20 protein-coding genes and 1 riboswitch are annotated in these 21,201 nt (G+C 45.3%); of the genes, 14 read left to right on the top strand and 6 right to left on the bottom strand.

Translation table 11 applies throughout. From position 1 onward, the window contains the following. Positions 1-27 precede the first annotated feature (27 nt). The 5 genes from ASD24_RS15235 to ASD24_RS15215 all read left to right on the top strand — a co-directional run bounded on the left by ASD24_RS15235 (position 28) and on the right by ASD24_RS15215 (position 6,329). Positions 28-291: a YneF family protein gene (locus ASD24_RS15235; RefSeq protein ID WP_056697181.1), complete on the top strand. Its 264-nt coding sequence runs from the start codon at positions 28-30 to the stop codon at positions 289-291. Between the two features lie 55 nt (positions 292-346). Next, on the top strand, positions 347-940 hold the full coding sequence (gene folE, locus ASD24_RS15230; RefSeq protein ID WP_036668229.1) for a GTP cyclohydrolase I FolE: 594 nt from the start codon (positions 347-349) through the stop codon (positions 938-940). Positions 941-1,210: 270 nt separating this feature from the next. Further along, complete coding sequence (locus ASD24_RS15225) at positions 1,211-2,068, top strand: lipoyl protein ligase domain-containing protein (RefSeq protein ID WP_156395469.1); 858 nt, start codon at positions 1,211-1,213, stop codon at positions 2,066-2,068. Between the two features lie 79 nt (positions 2,069-2,147). Then, positions 2,148-2,372 carry a hypothetical protein gene (locus ASD24_RS15220; RefSeq protein WP_056697180.1) on the top strand — a complete coding sequence of 75 codons (225 nt, stop codon included), beginning with the start codon at positions 2,148-2,150 and terminating at the stop codon, positions 2,370-2,372. 234 nt (positions 2,373-2,606) lie between these two features. Beyond that, on the top strand, positions 2,607-6,329 hold the full coding sequence (locus ASD24_RS15215; RefSeq protein ID WP_056697177.1) for an S-layer homology domain-containing protein: 3,723 nt from the start codon (positions 2,607-2,609) through the stop codon (positions 6,327-6,329). A gap of 190 nt (positions 6,330-6,519) precedes the next feature. Here ASD24_RS15215 and ASD24_RS15210 read toward each other — a convergent pair whose 3' ends face one another. Together ASD24_RS15210 and ASD24_RS15205 are read right to left on the bottom strand one after the other, a co-directional pair. Beyond that, positions 6,520-7,800, bottom strand: a complete 1,281-nt coding sequence (locus ASD24_RS15210) for a Fe-Mn family superoxide dismutase (protein ID WP_056697175.1) — start codon at positions 7,798-7,800, stop codon at positions 6,520-6,522. 216 nt (positions 7,801-8,016) lie between these two features. After that, complete coding sequence (locus ASD24_RS15205; RefSeq protein ID WP_056697173.1) at positions 8,017-9,030, bottom strand: alpha/beta hydrolase; 1,014 nt, start codon at positions 9,028-9,030, stop codon at positions 8,017-8,019. Positions 9,031-9,374: 344 nt separating this feature from the next. Here ASD24_RS15205 and ASD24_RS15200 point away from each other — a divergent pair, with 344 nt between their 5' ends. Further along, a complete protein-coding gene (locus ASD24_RS15200) occupies positions 9,375-10,118 on the top strand; it encodes an IclR family transcriptional regulator (RefSeq protein WP_056697171.1) in 744 nt (247 codons plus the stop codon). 171 nt (positions 10,119-10,289) lie between these two features. Continuing rightward, a riboswitch (TPP riboswitch) is annotated at positions 10,290-10,403 on the top strand. Positions 10,404-10,786: 383 nt separating this feature from the next. After that, entirely contained in the window at positions 10,787-12,571 is a 1,785-nt protein-coding gene (thiC, locus tag ASD24_RS15195) for a phosphomethylpyrimidine synthase ThiC (RefSeq protein ID WP_235540597.1), read from the top strand. A gap of 450 nt (positions 12,572-13,021) precedes the next feature. Here thiC and ASD24_RS15190 read toward each other — a convergent pair whose 3' ends face one another. The 4 genes from ASD24_RS15190 to ASD24_RS15180 form a co-directional block, all read right to left on the bottom strand. After that, complete coding sequence (locus tag ASD24_RS15190) at positions 13,022-13,711, bottom strand: hypothetical protein (protein ID WP_056697167.1); 690 nt, start codon at positions 13,709-13,711, stop codon at positions 13,022-13,024. Between the two features lie 307 nt (positions 13,712-14,018). Then, positions 14,019-14,186 carry a hypothetical protein gene (locus ASD24_RS30350; protein ID WP_156395468.1) on the bottom strand — a complete coding sequence of 56 codons (168 nt, stop codon included), beginning with the start codon at positions 14,184-14,186 and terminating at the stop codon, positions 14,019-14,021. 514 nt (positions 14,187-14,700) lie between these two features. Further along, on the bottom strand, positions 14,701-15,522 hold the full coding sequence (locus tag ASD24_RS15185; RefSeq protein ID WP_056697165.1) for a zinc ribbon domain-containing protein: 822 nt from the start codon (positions 15,520-15,522) through the stop codon (positions 14,701-14,703). Between the two features lie 71 nt (positions 15,523-15,593). Beyond that, positions 15,594-16,544, bottom strand: a complete 951-nt coding sequence (locus ASD24_RS15180) for a helix-turn-helix transcriptional regulator (protein ID WP_056697164.1) — start codon at positions 16,542-16,544, stop codon at positions 15,594-15,596. 84 nt (positions 16,545-16,628) lie between these two features. On the opposite strand from ASD24_RS15180, the gene ASD24_RS15175 reads away from it, so the two are divergent. The 7 genes from ASD24_RS15175 to ASD24_RS30345 all read left to right on the top strand — a co-directional run bounded on the left by ASD24_RS15175 (position 16,629) and on the right by ASD24_RS30345 (position 21,125). Next, entirely contained in the window at positions 16,629-17,324 is a 696-nt protein-coding gene (locus tag ASD24_RS15175) for a response regulator transcription factor (RefSeq protein WP_056697162.1), read from the top strand. Beyond that, entirely contained in the window at positions 17,317-18,405 is a 1,089-nt protein-coding gene (locus ASD24_RS15170; RefSeq protein WP_056697159.1) for a HAMP domain-containing sensor histidine kinase, read from the top strand. Before ASD24_RS15175 ends, ASD24_RS15170 begins: the two co-directional genes overlap by 8 nt. A gap of 149 nt (positions 18,406-18,554) precedes the next feature. Next, a complete protein-coding gene (locus ASD24_RS15165; RefSeq protein ID WP_056697157.1) occupies positions 18,555-19,418 on the top strand; it encodes a M15 family metallopeptidase in 864 nt (287 codons plus the stop codon). 63 nt (positions 19,419-19,481) lie between these two features. Further along, the gene (locus ASD24_RS15160) at positions 19,482-20,033 is read left to right on the top strand and encodes a VanZ family protein (protein WP_056697155.1); all 552 of its coding nucleotides are present in this window, start codon (positions 19,482-19,484) and stop codon (positions 20,031-20,033) included. 236 nt (positions 20,034-20,269) lie between these two features. Beyond that, complete coding sequence (locus tag ASD24_RS15155; RefSeq protein WP_056697153.1) at positions 20,270-20,476, top strand: hypothetical protein; 207 nt, start codon at positions 20,270-20,272, stop codon at positions 20,474-20,476. A 39-nt stretch (positions 20,477-20,515) separates the two neighbouring features. After that, the gene (locus tag ASD24_RS15150; RefSeq protein WP_056697151.1) at positions 20,516-20,914 is read left to right on the top strand and encodes a hypothetical protein; all 399 of its coding nucleotides are present in this window, start codon (positions 20,516-20,518) and stop codon (positions 20,912-20,914) included. A gap of 52 nt (positions 20,915-20,966) precedes the next feature. Next, positions 20,967-21,125, top strand: a complete 159-nt coding sequence (locus ASD24_RS30345) for a hypothetical protein (protein WP_156395467.1) — start codon at positions 20,967-20,969, stop codon at positions 21,123-21,125. Positions 21,126-21,201 lie beyond the last annotated feature (76 nt).

The following is a 21,201-nucleotide window of genomic DNA, read 5'->3' as shown; positions in this document are numbered from 1 at the left end:
TAGATTGCATAAAGAGGTGTCTAAGAGATGGAAATTGTAATACCGATTATTACATTGATTGTTGGTCTGGTCGGGGGCTTCTTCATCGGGGTGTTCTACTTGCGTAAACAGCTTGAGAAAATGCAAAGCGATCCAGACGCACTTCAGAAGATGGCGAAGCAAATGGGGTATAACCTGAATGGTAAGCAAATGCAGCGTGCCCAGCAGATGATGAAGAACCAGCAACCGGGTGCGAAAATGCCTCAACCGCAACAACATCCTGCGCGTAAAAATTCGGGCCGCCGAAAATAATAGCAGTGTATGGTAACTGCTTTACACTATGTGGTTCGAAAGGAGGCGTTCGGCAGTGGCTGGCGTGAAAGATTATTTGAATTCAAAAGTATCCGACAATCGGGAGAAGATCGAGTACCATGTGGAACAGATCTTAAAATTGATTGGCGAGGATAGTACGCGGGAAGGGCTGCTTGAAACGCCTGCACGCGTAACCCGGATGTATGAAGAGATTTTTGGTGGGTATGAGGTAGATCCACGTGATGTGCTGGGGGTAACCTTTGACGAGAATCATGAAGAGTTGGTTATCGTTAAGGATATCGTCTACTATAGCCAATGTGAGCACCATATGGCGCCGTTCTTTGGTAAGGTACACATTGGGTATGTGCCAAGCGGCAAGATCGTTGGTCTTAGCAAAATGGCTCGTTTGGTCGAAGCGGTAACGCGTCGCCTCCAGGTTCAAGAACGTATTACATCACAGATCGCTGATATTTTGACAGAGGCAGTTGAGCCTCACGGCGTTATGGTCGTTGTGGAAGGCGAGCACTTGTGCATGTGTTCCCGCGGCGTGAAGAAACCGGGCAGCAAGACGGTAACGTCTGCCGTACGTGGCTCCTTCCGTGAGAACCCTGCACAGCGTGCCGAGTTCCTGTCACTTGTTAAAGATTGAGGCTGAGCTTGGCTTAATAGACAAGCTGCATACTCTCACCTGCGTTCTACCTTGCTGCTTCGCATTAGGACGAACTCGAATGTCTGTATGCGGAGCAGCGCATTATAGAGCAAGCATCTGAGGTTGTACCATAATAAGCCGTGTTCCCTCAGGAACCCGGCTTATTTATATGAAATTATTTTATAATTGTGGTGTGAGTTATGGTTGGTTCGAGAATGTATAATGACTTGTAGGCTCTCATTCATCTATATATAACGGAGGCTGTCTTCTATGAGTGTACCTTCAACACCAGAGGATCGATTTGGTAAAACAATGGAGCAGAGTTCGTCGGAACATCGTCCACCCAGCCGTCTTCAGATATGGGAGACACCGCTTATGGGATCAAATAGAAGTGTACTTGAGGCTTTTGCTTGGGAAGAAGTGATGTGTCGACTTGTAGGACAGGGGCATGAACCGGTGGCTCATATTTGGCGGCATACGGATGCATTTGTTGCTGGTTTGCGTGATCGCAAACTGCCACATGCAGTAGAGGCCATGGAACGTATCCGAAATGAAGGGAGCTCCGTCTGTGTTCGACCTTCTGGCGGTGCGGCGGTTCCACTCAATCCAGGTGTGGTTAACTTATCGCTAATCTTGCCTAATCCTAGGCACGCAATCAATATTCATGATGATTTCCGCCATATGGCTGCCTTGATTGCCCGTTCTCTGAATCCATGGTCCAATCAGGCTCAGACGGGAGAAGTCGAAGGTGCATTTTGCCCAGGGGACTATGATGTTAGTGTCGGGGGATTGAAATTTTGCGGAATCGCACAGCGAAGACAGGCTAAGGCTTACATTATTACTGCGTTTGTGATCGTGGAAGGCAAGGGCGATGTGCTTGCCGCAGAAGTAAGACGTTTCTATGAGCAAGCAGCCAATGGGATGAAATCAGGCTATCCGGATGTACATTCAGGTACGATGGCGAGTCTGCAAGAGCTAGCCGGTGTTCCCTCTGCGGCGGCATATACAGCTTCCTTGGTGCGCACACTACGTGACCAGTATCCTTCGGCAGAAACGAGCCGAGTATTGACTGTGAACCGGGAGACGGTTGAACAGACGATGCAGCAGATGAAATTACGATATGATTAGAATGATTCGATTGGAATACACTGACTTGGAATTGGTTAATAGAGATGATATGATGTGATTTCGGAAGGAGAGTGACAGAATGGAAACATTGAGATATACATTTGAGTACGAGGTTGTATCTTCGGGCGAAAAGTCTGAATTCAGTCAGATGGCTACAAGCAAAGAAGAAGCTGCTGCATTAATTATTGCGCGGATTGCTGACCTAGAGTTTACAGGCGAGGAAGATATTAAGCTAGGCGATCTTATCGCAATCAGCAAACAAGTTGGCGACAACTATGTTGCGTGTGAAGGTTGCGCTTCTTAAGTGAATGTCTTGCACGGATAGGTTCTAATGATAAGCAGGTCTCTGGTATAGAGGCTTGCTTTTTTTGTGTTGTAAAACGCGCGAAAATGAAAAAATCATTCATATTTGAAAATATTTTTTGCAAAAATGCGAGAAAAGCTCTTTTTCGCGAAAAATGTCGAAAATGTTCAGAATCCGTTCAGAGCTGACAGGTATACTCTTCTCACATAAAGAAAGAGAAGGGAAGATTCAAACATGCATAAAAAGGATCAAGGGAAGCGTTCTGGGCTTCATAGACGCATAGGGATTGTGTTATTGACGTTCCTTATGGTTTTAGGTTTGCTACCAGGTTTGTTCCAACAAGGAGTGGTACAGGCCAAGAGTTGTTATTATCAAACGGAAACAGATTCTGATGGTGTGGAATGGAAGCTCATCAGTACGCCTGAAGAATTAGCTTGTGTGGTTGAGGATTTGGATGGCAATTACAAGTTGAAGAATGATATTTCTGAAGCAGCTATGAGCACATATTTAAATGGAGGATCTTGGACTCCAATTGTTGACATGATAGAAGATGAGCGTATGCCTTTTACAGGTAGGTTCGATGGAAATGGTTATTCCATTTCTGGTTTGAGAACAACAGATGAAACTCAGTATGATGTGGGGCTGTTCTCTGATTTATATGATGCTGAGGTTAAAAATCTTATATTAAATGATGTATCCTTCACAGGGAATGCGTCGGTAGGTGGGCTTGCAGGTAGTATTTCACGATCACGTATCGAGGGCGTGCATATCAGTGGGCATATACAAGGAAATGGAAGATTAGGAGGCATTGCAGGGTATTCCAATAATAGTGAATATATTAATAATAGTACTGACGTCGTGGTGAGCACCTTAGATGAGTATGGTTATTCTCTCGGGGGATTATTTGGAGAACTTTACGAGAGTACAGTCATTGCAAATGCTGCTGAAGGTACAGTGAGTGGTTATCAGACGATAGGTGGACTGATCGGAGAATCGAATGATAATACCATTCGTCAGAGTTACGCTTCAGGACAGGTGATAGGTAATTATCAGGTCGGCGGCTTGATTGGTGAACTTAATTATGAATCTGAGTCTAAACTAAACCAAACCATTGAAGATAACTATGTGGTTGGTTCTGTAAAAACTTATGCCGCAGGTGAGGATGAATTTTCTGCTGAGACTATTGGAGGTCTGATTGGTGAAGTAAGAAAAAATGGTCGTAATGATGATATCCAAGTAATTATTCAGAATAATTATGTCGCTGCATCTCTCGCAGTTGACCTCTCTAATGGCGTATCATCACCCATTGATGATCAGACGATAGGGTCAGTCATCGGCAAAGTGAAAGGTTCAACAGATCAAGTGACTATTTTCAATAATTATTTTGATTTGAACAAAATTAGTACGAACCAACAGAATGGTTCTGATTATGCAACAGCTCTTACTACTGAACAGATGAAACAACAATCTAATTTCAGTGGATGGAATTTCGATGGAGTTTGGACATTCAGACAACGTATTAATGACGGGTATCCGATTTTGCAGTCATCCAAGCTGATGTATGCACCGACTCCACCGCTACCTGATCCTACAATAAATTATTTGTACCCATATCCTACGTATGGAACAGTTACTCAGTCCACATCTAAAGTTACAGTGAAGCTTAATGAAGGTGGTAGATTTTATTTTGACAATCAATTATATGATGGGGAAATCGTAGGACAGTCTGACGAAGATACTAAATTACATGCCTTGGCTAATCAATCTTATGTTGATCTAGAAGCCAATGAAGAGAAGTCGTTCTTGTTCACAGGATTGGACGAGAACACTTGGTACCGTGTGTTCCTGGCGGTAGAAGATAAGAATGGTCAGCTCAAGAACATGGGAGATCGAGGATATCCAACGCTTGCAAACTCAACGCCTCTTCCACAAAACGTAGTAGCTACACCGGGGGATGGTCAGGCTGCTATTGAATGGACTACAGAACCAGAACTAGATTATCGCGTGTATATGTACCAAGGAACAGCAGCACCTGAAGATCCAGATCTGTGGACAAATGTAACGGACAGTTACATCGATGGACATATCGGTGGGCTGACGAATGGTGAATCTTATGTATTTGCAGTTAGATCGTATGCTTCTGAAGAGGTGAATTCAGATTATGTTGCATCTAACGTTGTGATCCCACAAGAGGAGAATACAGGTGGTGGTAATGATGGTGGTGGATCTAATCCAGACCCAGACCCAGACCCAGACCCAGACCCGAATTTTCCTGTACCGCAGCATGTAGTGGCAACAAAGGGAGATAAAAAGGTTACGTTAACTTGGGGTCCAATCATGAATGGCGTAGCTTCGGTCTATATGTACGAAGGTTCATCAGCACCAGCAGATCCTTCACAATGGGTACTTGTAACTTCTTATATTTTGAATAGTAGTTGGGAAATTAAAGATCTTAAAGAAGGCGAAAAATATATATTCGCTGTTAAAGCTGTATATGATGGCGGCGAATCGGAATATGGAATTTCTAATTCAGTGAAGATTAACATCACTCCATCCAATCCAGAAACGCCAGGTAATGGAGGAGGCGGGGGAGTTATTACACCTATCCCTGTAACGCCAACACCATCGCCTTCACCAGCACCTGTGACTACAAGTCCTACACCTACCACACCACAAGCTCCACAGAAAGAAGTAATTAAAGTGGATGTGGAGAATGGGAATCAAGCTTCAACAATCGCTTCTCTGGAAATTAGTCGTACACGGAGTACAGATGGTACGATTAAGGATGAGCTACTGCTTGATAAGAGCAAAACACAAACTATTATCGACCAATTGAAACGGACAGGCTCCCACACGGCGGTTGTCTTGATTCCAGATACCAAAGATGAAGTATCGCAGTGGGATCTTAATCTCTCTCCACAATCGTCAGCAATGCTGGCTGAGCAAGGTGTGGATCTCGTTATCTCCAATCCAAACGTGAAGATTACGATCCCGGCAAGTTCCTTGCTTGGACGTACTGATGATATTTATTTCCGTCTTGTACCGGTGAAAAAAGAGACTGAACGTTCAGAAATCCAAACGAGAGTGCAAAGCAATGAGACAATAACTCAAGTTGTAGGCACAACGAATATCCAGATTCTCGGTCGTCCAATGACGATTGAAACGAATTTGCAGAGCAGACCTGTAACGCTCGTATTGCCTGTAGAGGCTAGTCAGATCGCAGGTGTGAATTCTGAGGAGTTAGGCGTATATATTGAGCACAGCGATGGAACGAAGGAGCTTGTGCACGGTAAACTCGTTACGATAAACAATGATAATCAACAGGGTATTGAGATTCAAGTCAACAAATTCAGTACGTTCTCCGTTGTTAAAGTGAAAGACTGGACGGACAACAGCTTGAAAGCTCAGCCATATATTCAAGGGTATACTGATGGAAGTTTCCGACCAGAGCGTAATGTAACTCGTGCAGAAATGGCAACATTAATTACACGTATTACAGGAGCAAGCACACTGGAAGACAGTCATCGTTTTACAGACGTGAACTCCAGTCACTGGGCAGAATCAGCTATATCAGCAGCAGCTCAATCCGGTTATGTTCAAGGCTACAACGATGGCAGCTTCAAGCCAGATCAAGCAATTACTCGTGCAGAAATGGCTGCTCTGTTACAGCCGCTAGTAACATCTGATCTGATGACTGCTGTGCCGTCAACATTTACCGATGTAAACGGGCATTGGGCACAACAGGCAGTAGAACAATTGAGTTCAGCGGGAATAGTTACTGGCTACACAGATGGCACGTTCCGTCCAAGTCAGCCAATAACTCGCGCTGAAGCCGTGACGATGTTGAATAAGCTGATTGGTCTTCAAGTTGCAACAGATGCAGTAGGACAGTGGTCGGATGTACCTGCCACACATTGGGCTTATGCAGCGATTGAAGCAGCTTCTATCCGCAAATAGATCGTTACATTTATAGTTATGTTCAAATAATGCAAAGAGATATCTTTCAGTCATTCGGCTGGAGATATCTCTTTTTTACATTTATATTGTGAAGCATCAGGCTTAAAGAGGTCTGACATATTTATTTATGTTGTCTCTTGCTGATGGAGTCGTTCTTAGAGTGGAAAAACTTTAAAAATCATAAGAGCCTTTAATAAGGTGGCCAAAGTAGCTTTCTTGCCGTCTCGTATCGCTCAGCTACTGCAGGCCAGTAGACGACTTTCCACCAATCCTCAATGTATTTTTTGCGTTCATTCTGGTGCTTCAGATAGTACGCATGCTCCCACACATCCAGAGGGAGAAGCGGAACAATGTCGGATTGAGATAGGTTCTGATGCTTTTCTGCTTGCAAAATTTCAAGACGATGTGCCCGTGGACTCCAGACAAGCATAGCCCAGCCACTGCCTTCTACTTTATTGGCCGCTTCTGTGAATTGGTTCTTGAATGCTTCATAACTGCCAAAATCACGTTTGATCTGTTCAGCCAGCATACCGGATGGTTTGCCGCCACCCTGAGGGCTCATGATCGTCCAGAAAATGGTATGCAGGTAATGACCTGCCCCATTAAAGGCGAGTTCCCGTTCCCAGTGTTTTACGAGTTCGAAATTGTTCTTTTTCCTGGATTCTGCTAATTTTTTCTCAGCGGTATTTAATCCGTCTACATAGGATTGATGGTGCTTATCATGGTGAATGCGCATGGTCAGCTCATCAATATGTGGCTCCAAGGCGTTGTACGCATAAGGCAGTGGTGGTAAGGTATGCCCGCCAATCGGTACAGGGCGCTCCTTAACAGGTGGTGTTGCAGCTACGGAAGTGATGGTGCTATCGCTTGTTTGTGTGGGGGCTGAGTGAATTGCTGGAGAGTTTTGAGTCTGAGTAGCAGATGCAGAAGCATTAGAGGTTTCTTTAGACGATGTAGCTGCAGGCTTCTCTACGCTTTCTCGTTGGGATGATTGAAGGAGACTGTCCAGCGTAAAAGGGGCATCCGTTGCTGAGTCTCTCAAGAGTCCGGGGCCACGAAGTGTATCTAACACACCAAGGAAGTACTCTGATTCCCGGATGAAATGTAGAATGACGGTTTTGGCAGAGGGTACGGCCTGCACCGCAGCACTCTGCTCCAATAAAACATAGAGTTGCCGGATGAACTCTCTGGACTGCGCTATGCTCGCAGACACTAACTGTTCTACGCTACGAAGAATATAGGGGGCGGGAGAGTGAGTTCCGGGTAATACTTGTTTTATAAGCTGGTTAGCCGTGTGTTCACTGTTTGAAAATGCTACCTCCCATTCCTCCAGTAGTTTGACATATTCAGGCTCTAAGTCAGGTACAAGTGTACGAATAACAAGGGTGTGCTCTTTCTCTTGCTCTTTCCAGAAACGAATTTCTTCGAGTATACGCAGGGGTAAGAGCGGCCCATATCCTTTCCATTGCATAACCAAGCATCCTCCCATCAGTGATATGATTCCGAATCCATTTTTAACATTGAAATTAGGCTAAAACTGCCCAGTCTCTTTATCCTCGAACATGTCGTGCATAGCCATCGCATCAATATATTCATAAATGATGTTGTCCTATGTATACAAAAAAAGAGCCCTATAAGGGCTCTTACGTAGTTCGTAGTCAGAAGTTATATCTTCAGGACATAAATGTTAATATCTGTCCAGATCGTCACTGGTGGTCTTCGTTACATGGCTCAGGAAAGTAGATACGCGGCGCAGGTATTCTTTGGGATGCTCACGGAAAATTAACTCATGATGGGCTCCGTCCACGATCCATTCCTCTGAATTTGCATTGGTCTGATTGGCGGCGAGCAGCTCCGCGATTGGATAAGGCGCCTTCTCATCTTCCGTACCGTGAATGAAGAAAATCGGGAAAGGATAATCCTCTTTTTTGACCTCTTGATACGGAATTTGCTGTAATCCAGTGCCGTTCAGAACCGGGAACAGCAGCTTCATAATCTCAAGTGTAGGTTGGCGTGGAAGATTGATCTGATTATGAATGTTGTGATACAGCGTATCTGGTTCAAGTAAGAAGGTACTGTCCAGAATCATCGCATCGACATCCTCAGTGAGAAGGCCTGTCTGTAATGCTGTGCCGGCACCCATGGAGAATCCCCAGACGACGAGCTCTTGAGCCCCTCGTTGCTTCGCCGTTTGAATGGCACCTAGCAATTGTTGAGATTCCGCTTTGCCGCCTGTAGCGACAGCCTTATTTACCTGAGAAGCAAAACCATAATCGAACATAATGACGTTAAATCCAAGTTGGTGCGCATAATGGGCAAGGTCATACATCGGAACCCAGGTTTCCTCACGGTTGGCACCATAGCCATGACTGAAGATAATCGTTTTATTCACATCTTTGTCGGCAGGAATATACCAGCCCTGCATCGTTCGGCTTCCATCTGCCGCAGGGAACGTAATGTCTTCATACTTCATGTTCCTCGCTTGCATCGGATTAGAGAAGACAGGGGCTACCGTTGGGTTGGATAAAACCCAGGCAATGTAACCGTGTAGTGCAATGAAACAAAAGAGTAGAAAAAATACCACGGAGAGCAGCAACGCTACGATAATATGCTTGAACCGAATCAGCCTTGGCGATAACGAAGTAGGCAGATCGGACACTTTCGTTTGCAGCGGGGCTTCGCTCTGGGATGTCGAATACATGATTGCCCCTCCTTATAAGTTCAGATGAAATTGAGGATAACAACGAGAACCATTCAACTCATATACGTAGTTCCTAAGTCGCAGGAACGAATGATACAAATGCATAATATATCTTTATCGTATGTTCCTATATAACCAAAGTCAATTGATTGGCAGCATTTGTTACGCAATTGTTATATAGTTCCGAGAGAATCTGGTTAACATTTCCTAAGTGTACAAATCGCGGGAGATTTAGTCTTATAAAAAGGAGAATTTTGCCCCTTTTTAGTTTACAGATGAGATCGTTTCTCATATAATTTATGTAACCAAGTTTCATGTGATGAAACATGAGGAGGCTTAGTGTCATGGAAGACCGTAAGTTGACCGTCAGGGCTGTGGAACGAGCCTTGGATATATTATTGTGCTTCACAACGCGGAGTGATCTGGGGCTTACCGAGATTGCCAGCCAGATTGGTCTGCACAAAAGCACGGTTCACCGGCTGATGGCAACCTTAGAGGAACGTGGATTTGTCATCCGGGATGCAGCTACTGAGAAGTATCGGCTTGGTATCCGGATCTGGGAGCTTTCCGCGCACATGTCCCGTAGCGATGATCCTGCCATTCTTCTTCTACCTGCGATGGAGCGTCTAAGAGATCGACTCGGGGAGACGGTTAGCTTGTATTTGCGCGATGGTAGTGAACGGATTCGAATTCAAGCTGTTCAGAGCGATCAGGCTATACGGCGTGTAGCGCCTGTTGGTGTGCGCCTTCCTTTATCCGTAGGAGCTTCCAGTAAGGTGCTGATGGCCTTTGCAACGGAAGAGGATCGTGAGGAGCTGATGAATGGGCCGGAGTGGCCTGTCTTTATTGATCCTAAGGTCTATCTAGCGCAGATGAAGGATATTCTGGAGCATGGTTATGCAACGAGCTATGAGGAGCGTGAGCCTGGGGCTGCAGCGGTATCTGTGCCGATTATGGATCGCAAAGGCCAAATTGCTGCCGCATTGTCTGTATCAGGGCCTGTCAGCCGTCTATCACAAGAGACATTACATGAGTATGCGCCGGTGTTGAAGGAAGCAGCTGCTCAGATGGGCTTGATGTTATCTTAAAGAGGGTGTTCAACAACAACGCTCTTAAGGAACAGGCATATCATGATGAATCTGTTGATTCTGGAGCATAAAGGTTGTTTTTCCTTCTCGTTTGAGCTATCCTGATATGGACAGCCCAAGCGGGGCTTAATGAATTGAATATGACACTGCGGTATACTTGCCGCAACTTGTTAACGTTACTAGGGGAGTCCGAATTGTCCGGACTGAGACGGAATCGCATGAGATTCTGGACCCTTTGCACCTGATCTGGATCATACCAGCGTAGGGAAGTAATCGGCCAATTAACCATGAACATCAATGGGATGTAACCTATGGCTGGACTCGATTAGAGTTCGGTAGTCGGCACATCATTGGTGATGGACATAGCCGGTTCCCTCGGGAACCGGCTTTTTTATATACAGTGAGCAGAGACAGAATCTAGCTTTAGGGTTACTTTCGATGAAAGAACCGAGGCTGGAATCGGTTATGGAATCTATTCGAATGAGCTCGGTGAATGAATCGTTCTCTGCCGTATGTTGTCTTACTGTATATTGTCTCTCTAGGGAAGGTTGTCATTGCTCCTTGTATGGATGGTCTCCAGGTTAGATGCGCCCGCATGGAAATGAAGTGATGCAGTCGTGAAGACCAATGAGGAGGAGACAAAGACGATGAGTACAGGACAACCATTGATGGGACAAGGGAATACAGAAGCACAGGTGGCAAAAGAAACAGGTACGGCTGGAGGGATTCAACCTTTTCCCGGTAGCCGTAAAGTATACATTCAGGGCTCACGTCCAGACATTGCTGTGCCTGAGCGTGAAATAGCCCTTCATGACACGAGTACTCCCCAAGGGGTGGAGCATAATGAGCCGCTGCGTGTGTACGATACGAGCGGCCCGATGACCGACCCTGATTTTCACGCTGATATCCGGGCAGGGCTACCCGCATTGCGCACACGCTGGATTACGGAGCGTGAGGATGTGGAGGTTTATGCAGGGCGTACGGTGCAACCGGAAGATAACGGGCTGAAGGCGGGGAGCAGGAGAACCGGGGCTGAAGCCTACCCAGGCTTGCGTGGCAAGCCGCTGCGAGCGCAGGCTGGACAATGTGTAACGCAGATGCACTATGCACGCCAGGGCATCATTACGCCAGAGATGGAGTTTGCCGCGATTCGTGAGGGAGTAGAGCCGGAGTTTGTGCGACAAGAGCTGGCCAGTGGCCGAGCGATTCTACCGTCCAACATCAATCATCCTGAAAGTGAGCCGATGTTGATTGGTCGACATTTTCATGTGAAGATCAACGCGAATATCGGGAATTCTGCTGTCTCTTCCTCCATCGAAGAAGAAGTGGAGAAAATGACCTGGGCTGTACGCTGGGGCTCGGATACCGTTATGGATCTTTCTACCGGCAAGGATATCCATACCACGCGGGAATGGATCATTCGTAATTCTCCGGTACCGATCGGTACTGTGCCGCTCTATCAGGCGCTGGAGAAGGTCAATGGGGAAGCGGAAGCACTAACGTGGGAATTGTACCGAGACACACTAATTGAGCAGGCAGAGCAAGGCGTAGACTATTTCACCATCCATGCAGGTGTCTTGCTGCGCTATATCCCGATGACAGCCAAACGCATGACAGGCATTGTGTCCCGGGGTGGATCTATTATGGCGGCATGGTGTCTGGCACATCATCAAGAGAACTTTTTGTATACGCATTTTGAAGAGATCTGTGAAATTATGAAAAGGTACGATGTGGCATTCTCGCTTGGAGATGGACTGCGTCCGGGGAGTATCTATGATGCCAATGACGAAGCTCAGATGGCAGAGCTGGCTACGCTGGGCGAGTTAACGCAGATTGCATGGAAGCATGATGTACAGGTGATGATTGAAGGTCCAGGGCATGTGCCGATGCACAAAATTAAAGAGAATGTGGATCTACAGATGGAAATCTGTAAAGAGGCTCCGTTCTATACTTTGGGACCCCTGACAACGGACATTGCTCCAGGTTATGATCACATTACTTCAGCCATTGGAGCGGCGATGATTGGCTGGTTCGGGACATCCATGCTCTGTTATGTTACACCGAAGGAACATTTGGGGCTGCCTAACAAGGATGATGTACGCGAGGGTGTCATTGCTTATAAGATTGCTGCGCATGCCGCCGACCTAGCCAAAGGTCACCCACGAGCTCAACGCCGAGATGATGCACTGTCCAAGGCTAGATTCGAGTTCCGTTGGCGTGACCAATTCAACCTGTCGCTTGACCCTGAACGGGCGCTCTCTTACCATGACGAGACATTGCCTGCTGAGGGAGCTAAGGAAGCCCATTTCTGCTCGATGTGTGGGCCGAAGTTCTGTAGTATGCGAATTACGCAAGATATTCGTGCATTTGCCGCAGACAAGGGATTGTCCGAAGATGATGCGGTAGCCGCAGGGATGCAGGCGAAGGCTGAGGAATATCGGACACGTTCCTAATAAAATTCGGAGATGACAGGCTTCCATAGCTTTAATATTAATGTTTTGAAAGGCCGAATTCCAATTCAACTTAACGTTTGGGTTCAATCCAACTTACGCCAAATCTGAAATAGGATGCCTGCGATGACAAACAGGACCCCGTCGGACAGCTTAAGATTACCAGTATGCAGAAGTGCAGAACAGCCCATACCCACTAGGAACAAGATAAGAGTATATAAAAATCGCATTTACTTATTCACCTCTCTCATTAAGTAAAATGTGTAAAAGAGAACGATTTTTAAATCGTTCTCTTTTTTGAATTTAATTCTATATGTTTTATTTTACCTCATACATATAAAATATTATTTAATAAAGGCCTTATTAATAATAGAAATTCTTAATTACACCTCTGGAATCATTATTGGCTGAACCCGAAAAACTAACGCCCTAATCTACTCCCCATTCCAACATTCAATGCGGTGCTATGCCTAGCTTCTTCTCCAAATACGTTGCAAGCAATGCCAAAGGGCTATGGATCGCAATACCCGTGTCTGCCTGGACAAGCGCAGCAGCAGGAGCCATGGATAATTGGGCTGCGACTACCGTTTTGCCGGGATGCTGCCCAGCAATATACTGTAATCCTTCACGTACTGCTGCAAGATAACCTTCCTTGTCACCGCGCATAATCAATTGAAACGTCCCAGGAATACACACGGCCTTTGGCTGAGGCACCTCGGTAACACAGTTCGGCTCTTTCTCATAATCCTGTTGTAAAGCCTGATACACCCGTGCCATCGTACCTTCAACTGTAGCCGGGTTGGTAAAAGCGAATATGTATTCCTTGTTCTCACGCTGTATCTCCGCTAACAGTGGGTCATCAATGCCGATGACAGGAATGGCAATCTCCCGTGCTTCCTGTTCCAGAACAGCAGCAAACAGGGTGCAGGTCACAAGAATGGCATCGGTATGGCAGCGTTCAATCCATTGCAGGGTTTGGGATACTTTGTCCTTCGTTATTGTGTCCGAGAAGCCTACATCATGTTTAAGCCGATCCAGCCCGGGATCAACATAATGTACGAGTTCAACCGCATAGGCAGAGAGAGCTTCTTCGATAAGTGCAATGTTGGAATAGTGAGCGTGAAAACAACTAATGGTAATCATGGTGATCTTCCCCCTAATGGCTTCAGCTACCTGTGAGCAACCTAGGCTTGCCTGAGTATTTTAACCATTATAGAGGGTGGACAGGGCACTGTACATACGGTATACGCTCGTACAATGCCAGGTAAACCGTCACATGAAGGGTCTGCCTCGTGTGTGAGGACGAAGGCTATCACTTGTTAGTAGTTCATCATCCGATCTGATCGTTGTGTACTCGACAACAGCGAATAACCGTCATCCCTAGCGTTCTGGAAGGACGGTAAGCTGGTTGTAACCGAATAAGAACAAGAGACGGTTACGCCGTAATATATTAGCGCATAGATGGCGTAGCGTTCTTATTGGCGATCTTTTGCTGCAAAATTTCATGAAAGGATAGGCCTTGAGTGCTCTCATTCTCCTTTTTTGGAGCATTGGTCGCCGTGTTGCGCGGATATTGGTGGTGATACGGGATCATTTGCTGAATAGGCATGCGGATCATCTTGGTTCCTCCTTTGATGCATTTTCTATGTATTCATGTTTTATACCTATATAGGTACATGTGACTTGTTATATGAAACGAGCAAATTTATGATGTAATTCCAATTGGATTGTAGTGATTTTACCCGGTATTTGAGAGATGTAAACGTTTTTAGGGAAATTCAGGAATAAAGGACTGTATTTCGAAGCGGACATATGGGAGGATAGAATCGGTTGTTAAGTGAATAGACCCAATTTTAGATAAGTCAACCATGCTCTAATTAAGACATATTGTCTGGTTGAATAGGTACGGGATTTGCTAAGTAACTTGGTACCTTAGACCGTTGTTTGGAGGGAGTAGGGTTATCTATTTGCGCAAATAATAAGCCATTGGCGTTGATCTGACTCTAATAAGTGACCTCCATTCGCTAAAAGTACACATAACAAAGAGCCATCGGATTCCTCCGATAGCTCGCTCAATATGAATCTAGAGTATAAACTTATGATTAGTCATTGCTATCACATAAAATCACAATCTATTGCATGGATTGAACAGCAATATACACATCTACCTGAACATTCTCAGGGTCGATGCTACGTTCATCATACAGCTCGAAGTCCCCTGTAAATGTACGTTTATGCTGATCTGCCCAAGCCCATACTGCTCCCCAAGCTTCACCTACAACTTCTGCCATAGGTCCTCTTCTGGAGGTGAACACGGCGTAAGTAGCCGGAGGCAGATGAACTGAATCCATATCCTCGGGCAAAACTTCATCCACATTCACTTCGTGACCAACCAGAATGGTGTACTCCCCGGTAATACCGTCTGTATAGTCACTATAACAGCCATAGCGAGCTACCTCTGGTGCAGGTAGTTGGTCGGAGGAGAAATACTGATTCCACAAGCCTTGAATGCAGCCTTTGCCACTGATCTCAATTGCATTGGTTGTTCTCGCAGACACACCCGCAAGACGTTTCGCCGGAAGTGTGACATAACGAACAGGCTCAGACAATCCAAGAAGCGCACCGCTCAGACCATTCGACTCCGTAGATGTATCATTTGAATCGTCCCCTGAGCTTGCCGAGGTTCCTCTCATTATAGTGCCATTCCATCGTTTCAAATAAGGAAGCTGATTCCGCAGCATAGATCGTGCGGACTCCTCATCCATGCCTTCCTCCTTGAGAATCGCGGTGCACATTTCAATCATACCTTCTAGTGGAATGTTAGGCTGCTCGAATTGCCCTTCCTTATAACAGTAGATACAATACTCTCTTGTAGCGTTCCCATCAGCCTCTGTTCCGAACTGTGCTGGAGTTGTTAGCGGCATACCGCAGCTTTGGCATAACGTCGTGTTCATTATCAATTCCTCCTCGATAGTTGTAACTGAATATATGGAAAGTATACCGAGAGGAACTAGACAGCAGTCTGTCAGGTTTGAGATGCAGAAGTATAATTTTGTACAATCTGTTCTGCCATTTGCCTTATTGTAACTCGGATATGCTCTGGCTCTAACACCTCGACATCTGCTCCAAAGCCCAAAATGAAGCCGTACAGCCAGTTATCTTCTGGAAAGGCGACCTGACTGATGTAATATCCGTTTCCATCGGGAATGACATTTTCAATGCCAAACCATTCTTCTGCTAGATGACGGGCACGAGCGTGGAATCGTAGGGTCAGAGGAGCCTGGTTGTCGGGTGCCACCCATTCTTGCTGCCAGGGTCTGTCATGTGGTTGTATAAGCCTTCGCTCAAAATACCCTTGTGCAAGGGTTACATCTCGCATACGGACTAGCTTGAACATGCGGAATTGATTCCGCTCATGGCAGAATGCATAGAGATACCAAGAATGTCGCTTGAGCACCAGCGTGTGGGGTTCAACAGTTCGGATCGTCTGATCTCCTCCAGCACTGCAATAGGTGAAGGTGATGAGCCGTGACTGGTCCATCCCCGATTCGATCAACTGAAGCTTGATCTGCAATGCTTCGGGATGTGTCCAAGTTGAATAATCGACAATGAAGCGGCTCGTATTGGACTGGAAATCTTCATTTTTGGCTTCAGGTACAATACTGCTGAGCTTCTCCACCAAGAGATCACGTGCCACGTTGCTATGAGAAGTAGAGATACTACGAAGTGCGGTCACGATTGATGCCAGATCTTGATCTGTCAGCACGTTACGGTCAAGCCGATAGCCATCTGCAAGACCAATTCCGCCACTAGCGCCTTGATACGTAACGACAGGGATGCCAGCTTGACCCAGTGTGTCGATATCTCTATAAATGGTACGGATAGACACTTCAAACGTATCCGCCAAATCTTTGGCCTGTACACGACCTCGATTGACCAGCAGAACCACGATGGCTAATAAACGATCCAGTTTCATGAGTGGGTTTCCTTTCGATCGTTGATTATGTTAGATTCAGATAGATTATACTGCCCACTATCACATATAGGAGTGGAATAGGCAATGAAACGTATTACGATTTTGATTGCAGATGATGAAGTTGAGATTGCGGATTTGGTTGCTTTGCACCTGCAAAAAGAAGGATATCATGTCATCAAAGCATTCGATGGGAAAACAGCGGTTCAGGCTGTTCAGACACAAGCGATAGATTTAGCGATTTTGGATATTATGATGCCTGGTATGGACGGATATGAGGTGACCCGCAAAATTCGGGAGCAGCACCATATGCCTATTATTTTTCTGAGCGCGAAGACCTCGGATATGGACAAAATTACGGGACTTGTGATGGGTGCGGACGATTACATGACGAAGCCGTTTAATCCGATGGAGCTGGTTGCCCGTGTGAATTCACAGCTACGCCGTTCGCTTCAATTCAGTCAGGCACCATCTGTCCAGCGCTCTGTTCTCGAGAAGGGTGGGCTTGTGATCTCTCCCGATCAGCATAGTGTTATGCTCTACGGCAAGCCTGTAGAGTTAACACCGAAGGAATTCGATATTTTATATCTGCTTGCTAGCCATCCCAAACAGGTCTTTAGTGCAGAGAGCATTTTTGAACAAGTGTGGGGAGAGGCGTATTATGAGAGCGGTAATACCGTTATGGTTCATATTCGAACTCTGCGTAAGAAGCTTGGTGAAGACATAGACAAGAACAAGTTTATCAAAACAATTTGGGGTGTGGGGTACACATTCAATGAATAAACGTAGAAGTTTTCGAACAACGATGATTCTGTTACTTGGGCTGAGTATGCTCGCCTCTGGTGCGATTACCTATGGTGTGTACAAACTGATGCAATACTTCTATTCGGGAGTGCGGGCAGAAGATCAGCTTGCTGAGTATCGTCATTTTATGAAGAGCATTGGGGATATTTATTTTTTCTTACTCCTGTTCATTCCACTTGCAATATTGTTCTTCTTCTGGTTTACCAAACCCTATGTTACCTACTTTAAAGACATCTCTGTAGGTATAAGACACTTGGCCAATGGAGATTTTCAGCATCGGGTGCAGATCTCCTCCAAAGACGAATTAGGAACCATTGCCGAGGATATTAATTTAGCAAGTCTCAAGCTCAAGGAAGCGGTAGAGCGGGGTGATTTTGCAGAGAACAGCAAGGATCAGCTGGTGGTGAATCTAGCACATGATCTGCGAACCCCTTTAACCTCCGTGTTAGGTTATCTAGATCTATTGGTGAAGGATGATCAACTTACAGAGGAGCAGGTTAGGCATTTTACTTCCATTGCATATACCAAGTCCCAGCGTTTAGAGAAACTAATTGATGATTTGTTTGAAATTACACGAATGAACTACGGCATGTTACCACTTGAGAAAAAGCGACTGGATATTAGCGAATTGCTCCGACAGTTGAGTGAGGAGTTGTATCCGGTATTTGAAAAGAACCACTTGGTTACTCGATTGAACGTGGATCCCGAATTAATCATTTCCGGGGATGGTGAGCTGCTTGCTCGTGTGTTCGAAAATCTCTTGATTAATGCGGCCCGCCACGGTAAGGACGGCCTATACGTAGATATTAACGGGCGTAATGAAGCGGGACAAGTCATCGTTCAGGTCATGAATTATGGAGGACATATTGATGTAGAAGATTTGCCCCATATATTCGATATGTATTATACCGGCGATCGCTCGCGGACACCTCAGGAGGGTGGAACAGGTCTAGGGCTGTTTATCGCAAAGAATATTGTGGAGCAGCATGATGGAGCCATATCGGCTCAAAGTGATGTTGTACGGACGGTATTTGAGATTCGACTCCCCGCGCTAGCGTGAAGTGAATATAAATGAATTTAAATGAAATCAAATCAAATGAAATAGTTATAAGAAACACTCTAATTTAAGAAAAACTTTAGAATTGCCCTGCTTTTATTTAACTAGTTTCTTCTATCCTTGATTTAATGAGGAAAAGGAGGAGCGTGGAGATGAAAAAGTGGGGATTTTTGATATGTATCATTGCCGTGGGTTATATTTTTAGCAGATCAACTGCTTGGTTACAAGAACCGACCGAACCGATGATCGAGATTCAGTATACGAATGAGATTCATACACAATACGCCCAAACCATTCATGTAGATATGAAAAATGAAGTACATAAAGGTAATCTATTACTCGTTAATTCGGAGTATCCTGTTCATCCAGAGGGCATGAGAACGGATATTGTGAATTTAGCTGAACAGAACGAGTTGGTGCGTGGATACGGCTTGATGGATCAGAACATCATGTTATCGCGTTACGTAGCCCAAGCGTTCGAGAAGATGGTTGAAGCCGCTGGCCACGATGATGTCCGATATTTTATTATAAGTAGTGGTTATCGGGACTTGGCAGAACAAGCGCGATTGTATGAGCAAAAGGGTTTAGATTATGCGCTCCCTCCAGGGCACAGTGAACATAATCTAGGCTTGTCCGTAGATGTAGGCTCTACACTAGCCGCCATGAGTGAAGCACCAGAAGGGGCATGGCTGGAGCAGAATGCTTGGAAATATGGTTTCATTTTACGGTATCCGAAGGACAAGGTACATATTACAGGGATTCAATACGAACCCTGGCACTTTCGTTATGTAGGTTTACCGCATAGTGCCGTCATGGTTCAGCGAAATTTGGCATTGGAGCAATATCTGGAGCTGCTTAAGGACAAGAAGAGCCTGACTGTTGATGTTGAGGGTCAGACCTATCACGTTCATTATTACACTGCTTCCCGAGAACAGGCGGTATACATCCCTGAGAACCGTTCATATGAGATATCGGGCGATAACATGGACGGCGTCGTCGTGACGGTGAAGGAGTAACATTACCAGTAACATCGCAACATTTGCATACTCGCAATCGTACAATATAATGGAGGTTCCATCATGAAAACCCAAAAAATATTAATCCAACTCTTATGGATCTCCGCTTTGGTCATCTATCTATATCTGTTAACTAAGCTGATCTTATTTAAAGGTAACCCGGTTGATATTAAATTGGTACTGACTCAACTTAAGTTGCTCATGCAAGAGCCAGACCTTATTCATACACGAATTGTCAACTTAACGCCATTTCAGGAGATTGCAAGAGACTGGCATAGTGTGTCGTTGGGTCGACCGGGTAGTGCCATTCATCTGTTTGGCAATGTGCTCGCTTTTATTCCACTAGGTATATTTATTCCTGTGCTAATGGGTAACAAGTTGTTGGCGGGGGCAAGCGTGTTGGTGTTATCTCTACTGCTCAGTCTGGCCTATGAGGTGACACAGCTATTGACCGGTATGGGTGTATTTGATGTGGATGATCTTATCCTCAATACTGCGGGTGGAATCATTGGGTATGTTCTCTTTGCGTTGGTTAGTGGGGTGAAACGGATGATAGCAGGTGAACCTGAGCGTACTGTGAAGAAACGATATGATGCAAACAAAAGTCACACCTAAAGAGGTTGTTCAAAAAGTCCGCTTTTGATTACGAAGGATGCGCGAGCGGCATCTCAGCGTCCGATATGGAATTCAGCCGAAATAAGTGGATGCTTACGAAGCTTGTTTCCTTCGGAAACAATGTAGTTGCTCACGTAGTTTTGCCTACGTTCCGCTACTCCATTTCTATCTTCATCCCAGCTTCTCGGTACTGAAAACCGACCTTTTTTAACACGCACTTAGAGGGGGGGATTTACATGTTCTATATGGCTCTTCTGATCATTGGCGTAGGTCTTATGTTTATTGTTAGTCCGCGTTATGTAACGCATACCTCGAATCGTCGTATGATGGATCGTACGGCATCCCGATGGATCGGATACTCGCTCATCATGATGTCATGCTTATTTCTTATCATGGGAGTACTGCAAATGCTGGATCAAGCCTCTCATCATATGGATCATTAGTGAGCAGGCATGTTCGTCAACTGAACAGGAGGACATCAATTGTATTCATTAGCTACACAACTGGCTAGCCGAATGAGAGCTATTATAGAAGTTGAGAATGAGATTGCAGCATTCAAAAGCAAAGATGTCGATGATAAGGCTGTACTTGATCTGGAACAGAAGAGATCTGAGTTGATCAATAGCTCTACACGAGATGAGTTATTCGTGATCAAAACGGTGATGAAAGTAGGGCGTGGAGAGCGAGGATACCGATTCCATGCTGGATCGGATGAGATAGAGATCATTAAACTACCGATTGAATTAAACCAGCATGAGTTGATGCAGAAGTACTCCTACTACCTTGTACATAAGACGGAAAGTGAACTGGCGAATAGCATTGAATTTAGTACTGTTGTGACGGAAGAACTCAGGGAAGGCATGGAAATCTTAAAACTGTGAGTTTGTATATGAAGTTACAACCGGAACGGTAAGTCAGAAGGAGGTTTGTTCAATGATAATGAAGATTTCATATTATAGCCCGGATGGCCACTATTTTTATGTCCCTGATCATTACGTAGAGCGAATTGAAGAGTGGCGAGTAGAATTTTCCGATTTTCTGCAGACGTTAGAATATAAGCACCCCTTCACCCATGGTCAAGACCCCATTTAATAGACACTATAAAAAGACCCTAGGCTGCAAACTGGCGTCGGTACTCTACCGGCGTCAGTTTTTTTAGTTTCCGTTG

Source organism: Paenibacillus sp. Root52, from assembly GCF_001426865.1.
Taxonomy (GTDB): domain Bacteria; phylum Bacillota; class Bacilli; order Paenibacillales; family Paenibacillaceae; genus Paenibacillus.
This window is presented reverse-complemented; position numbering and strand designations above follow the sequence as displayed.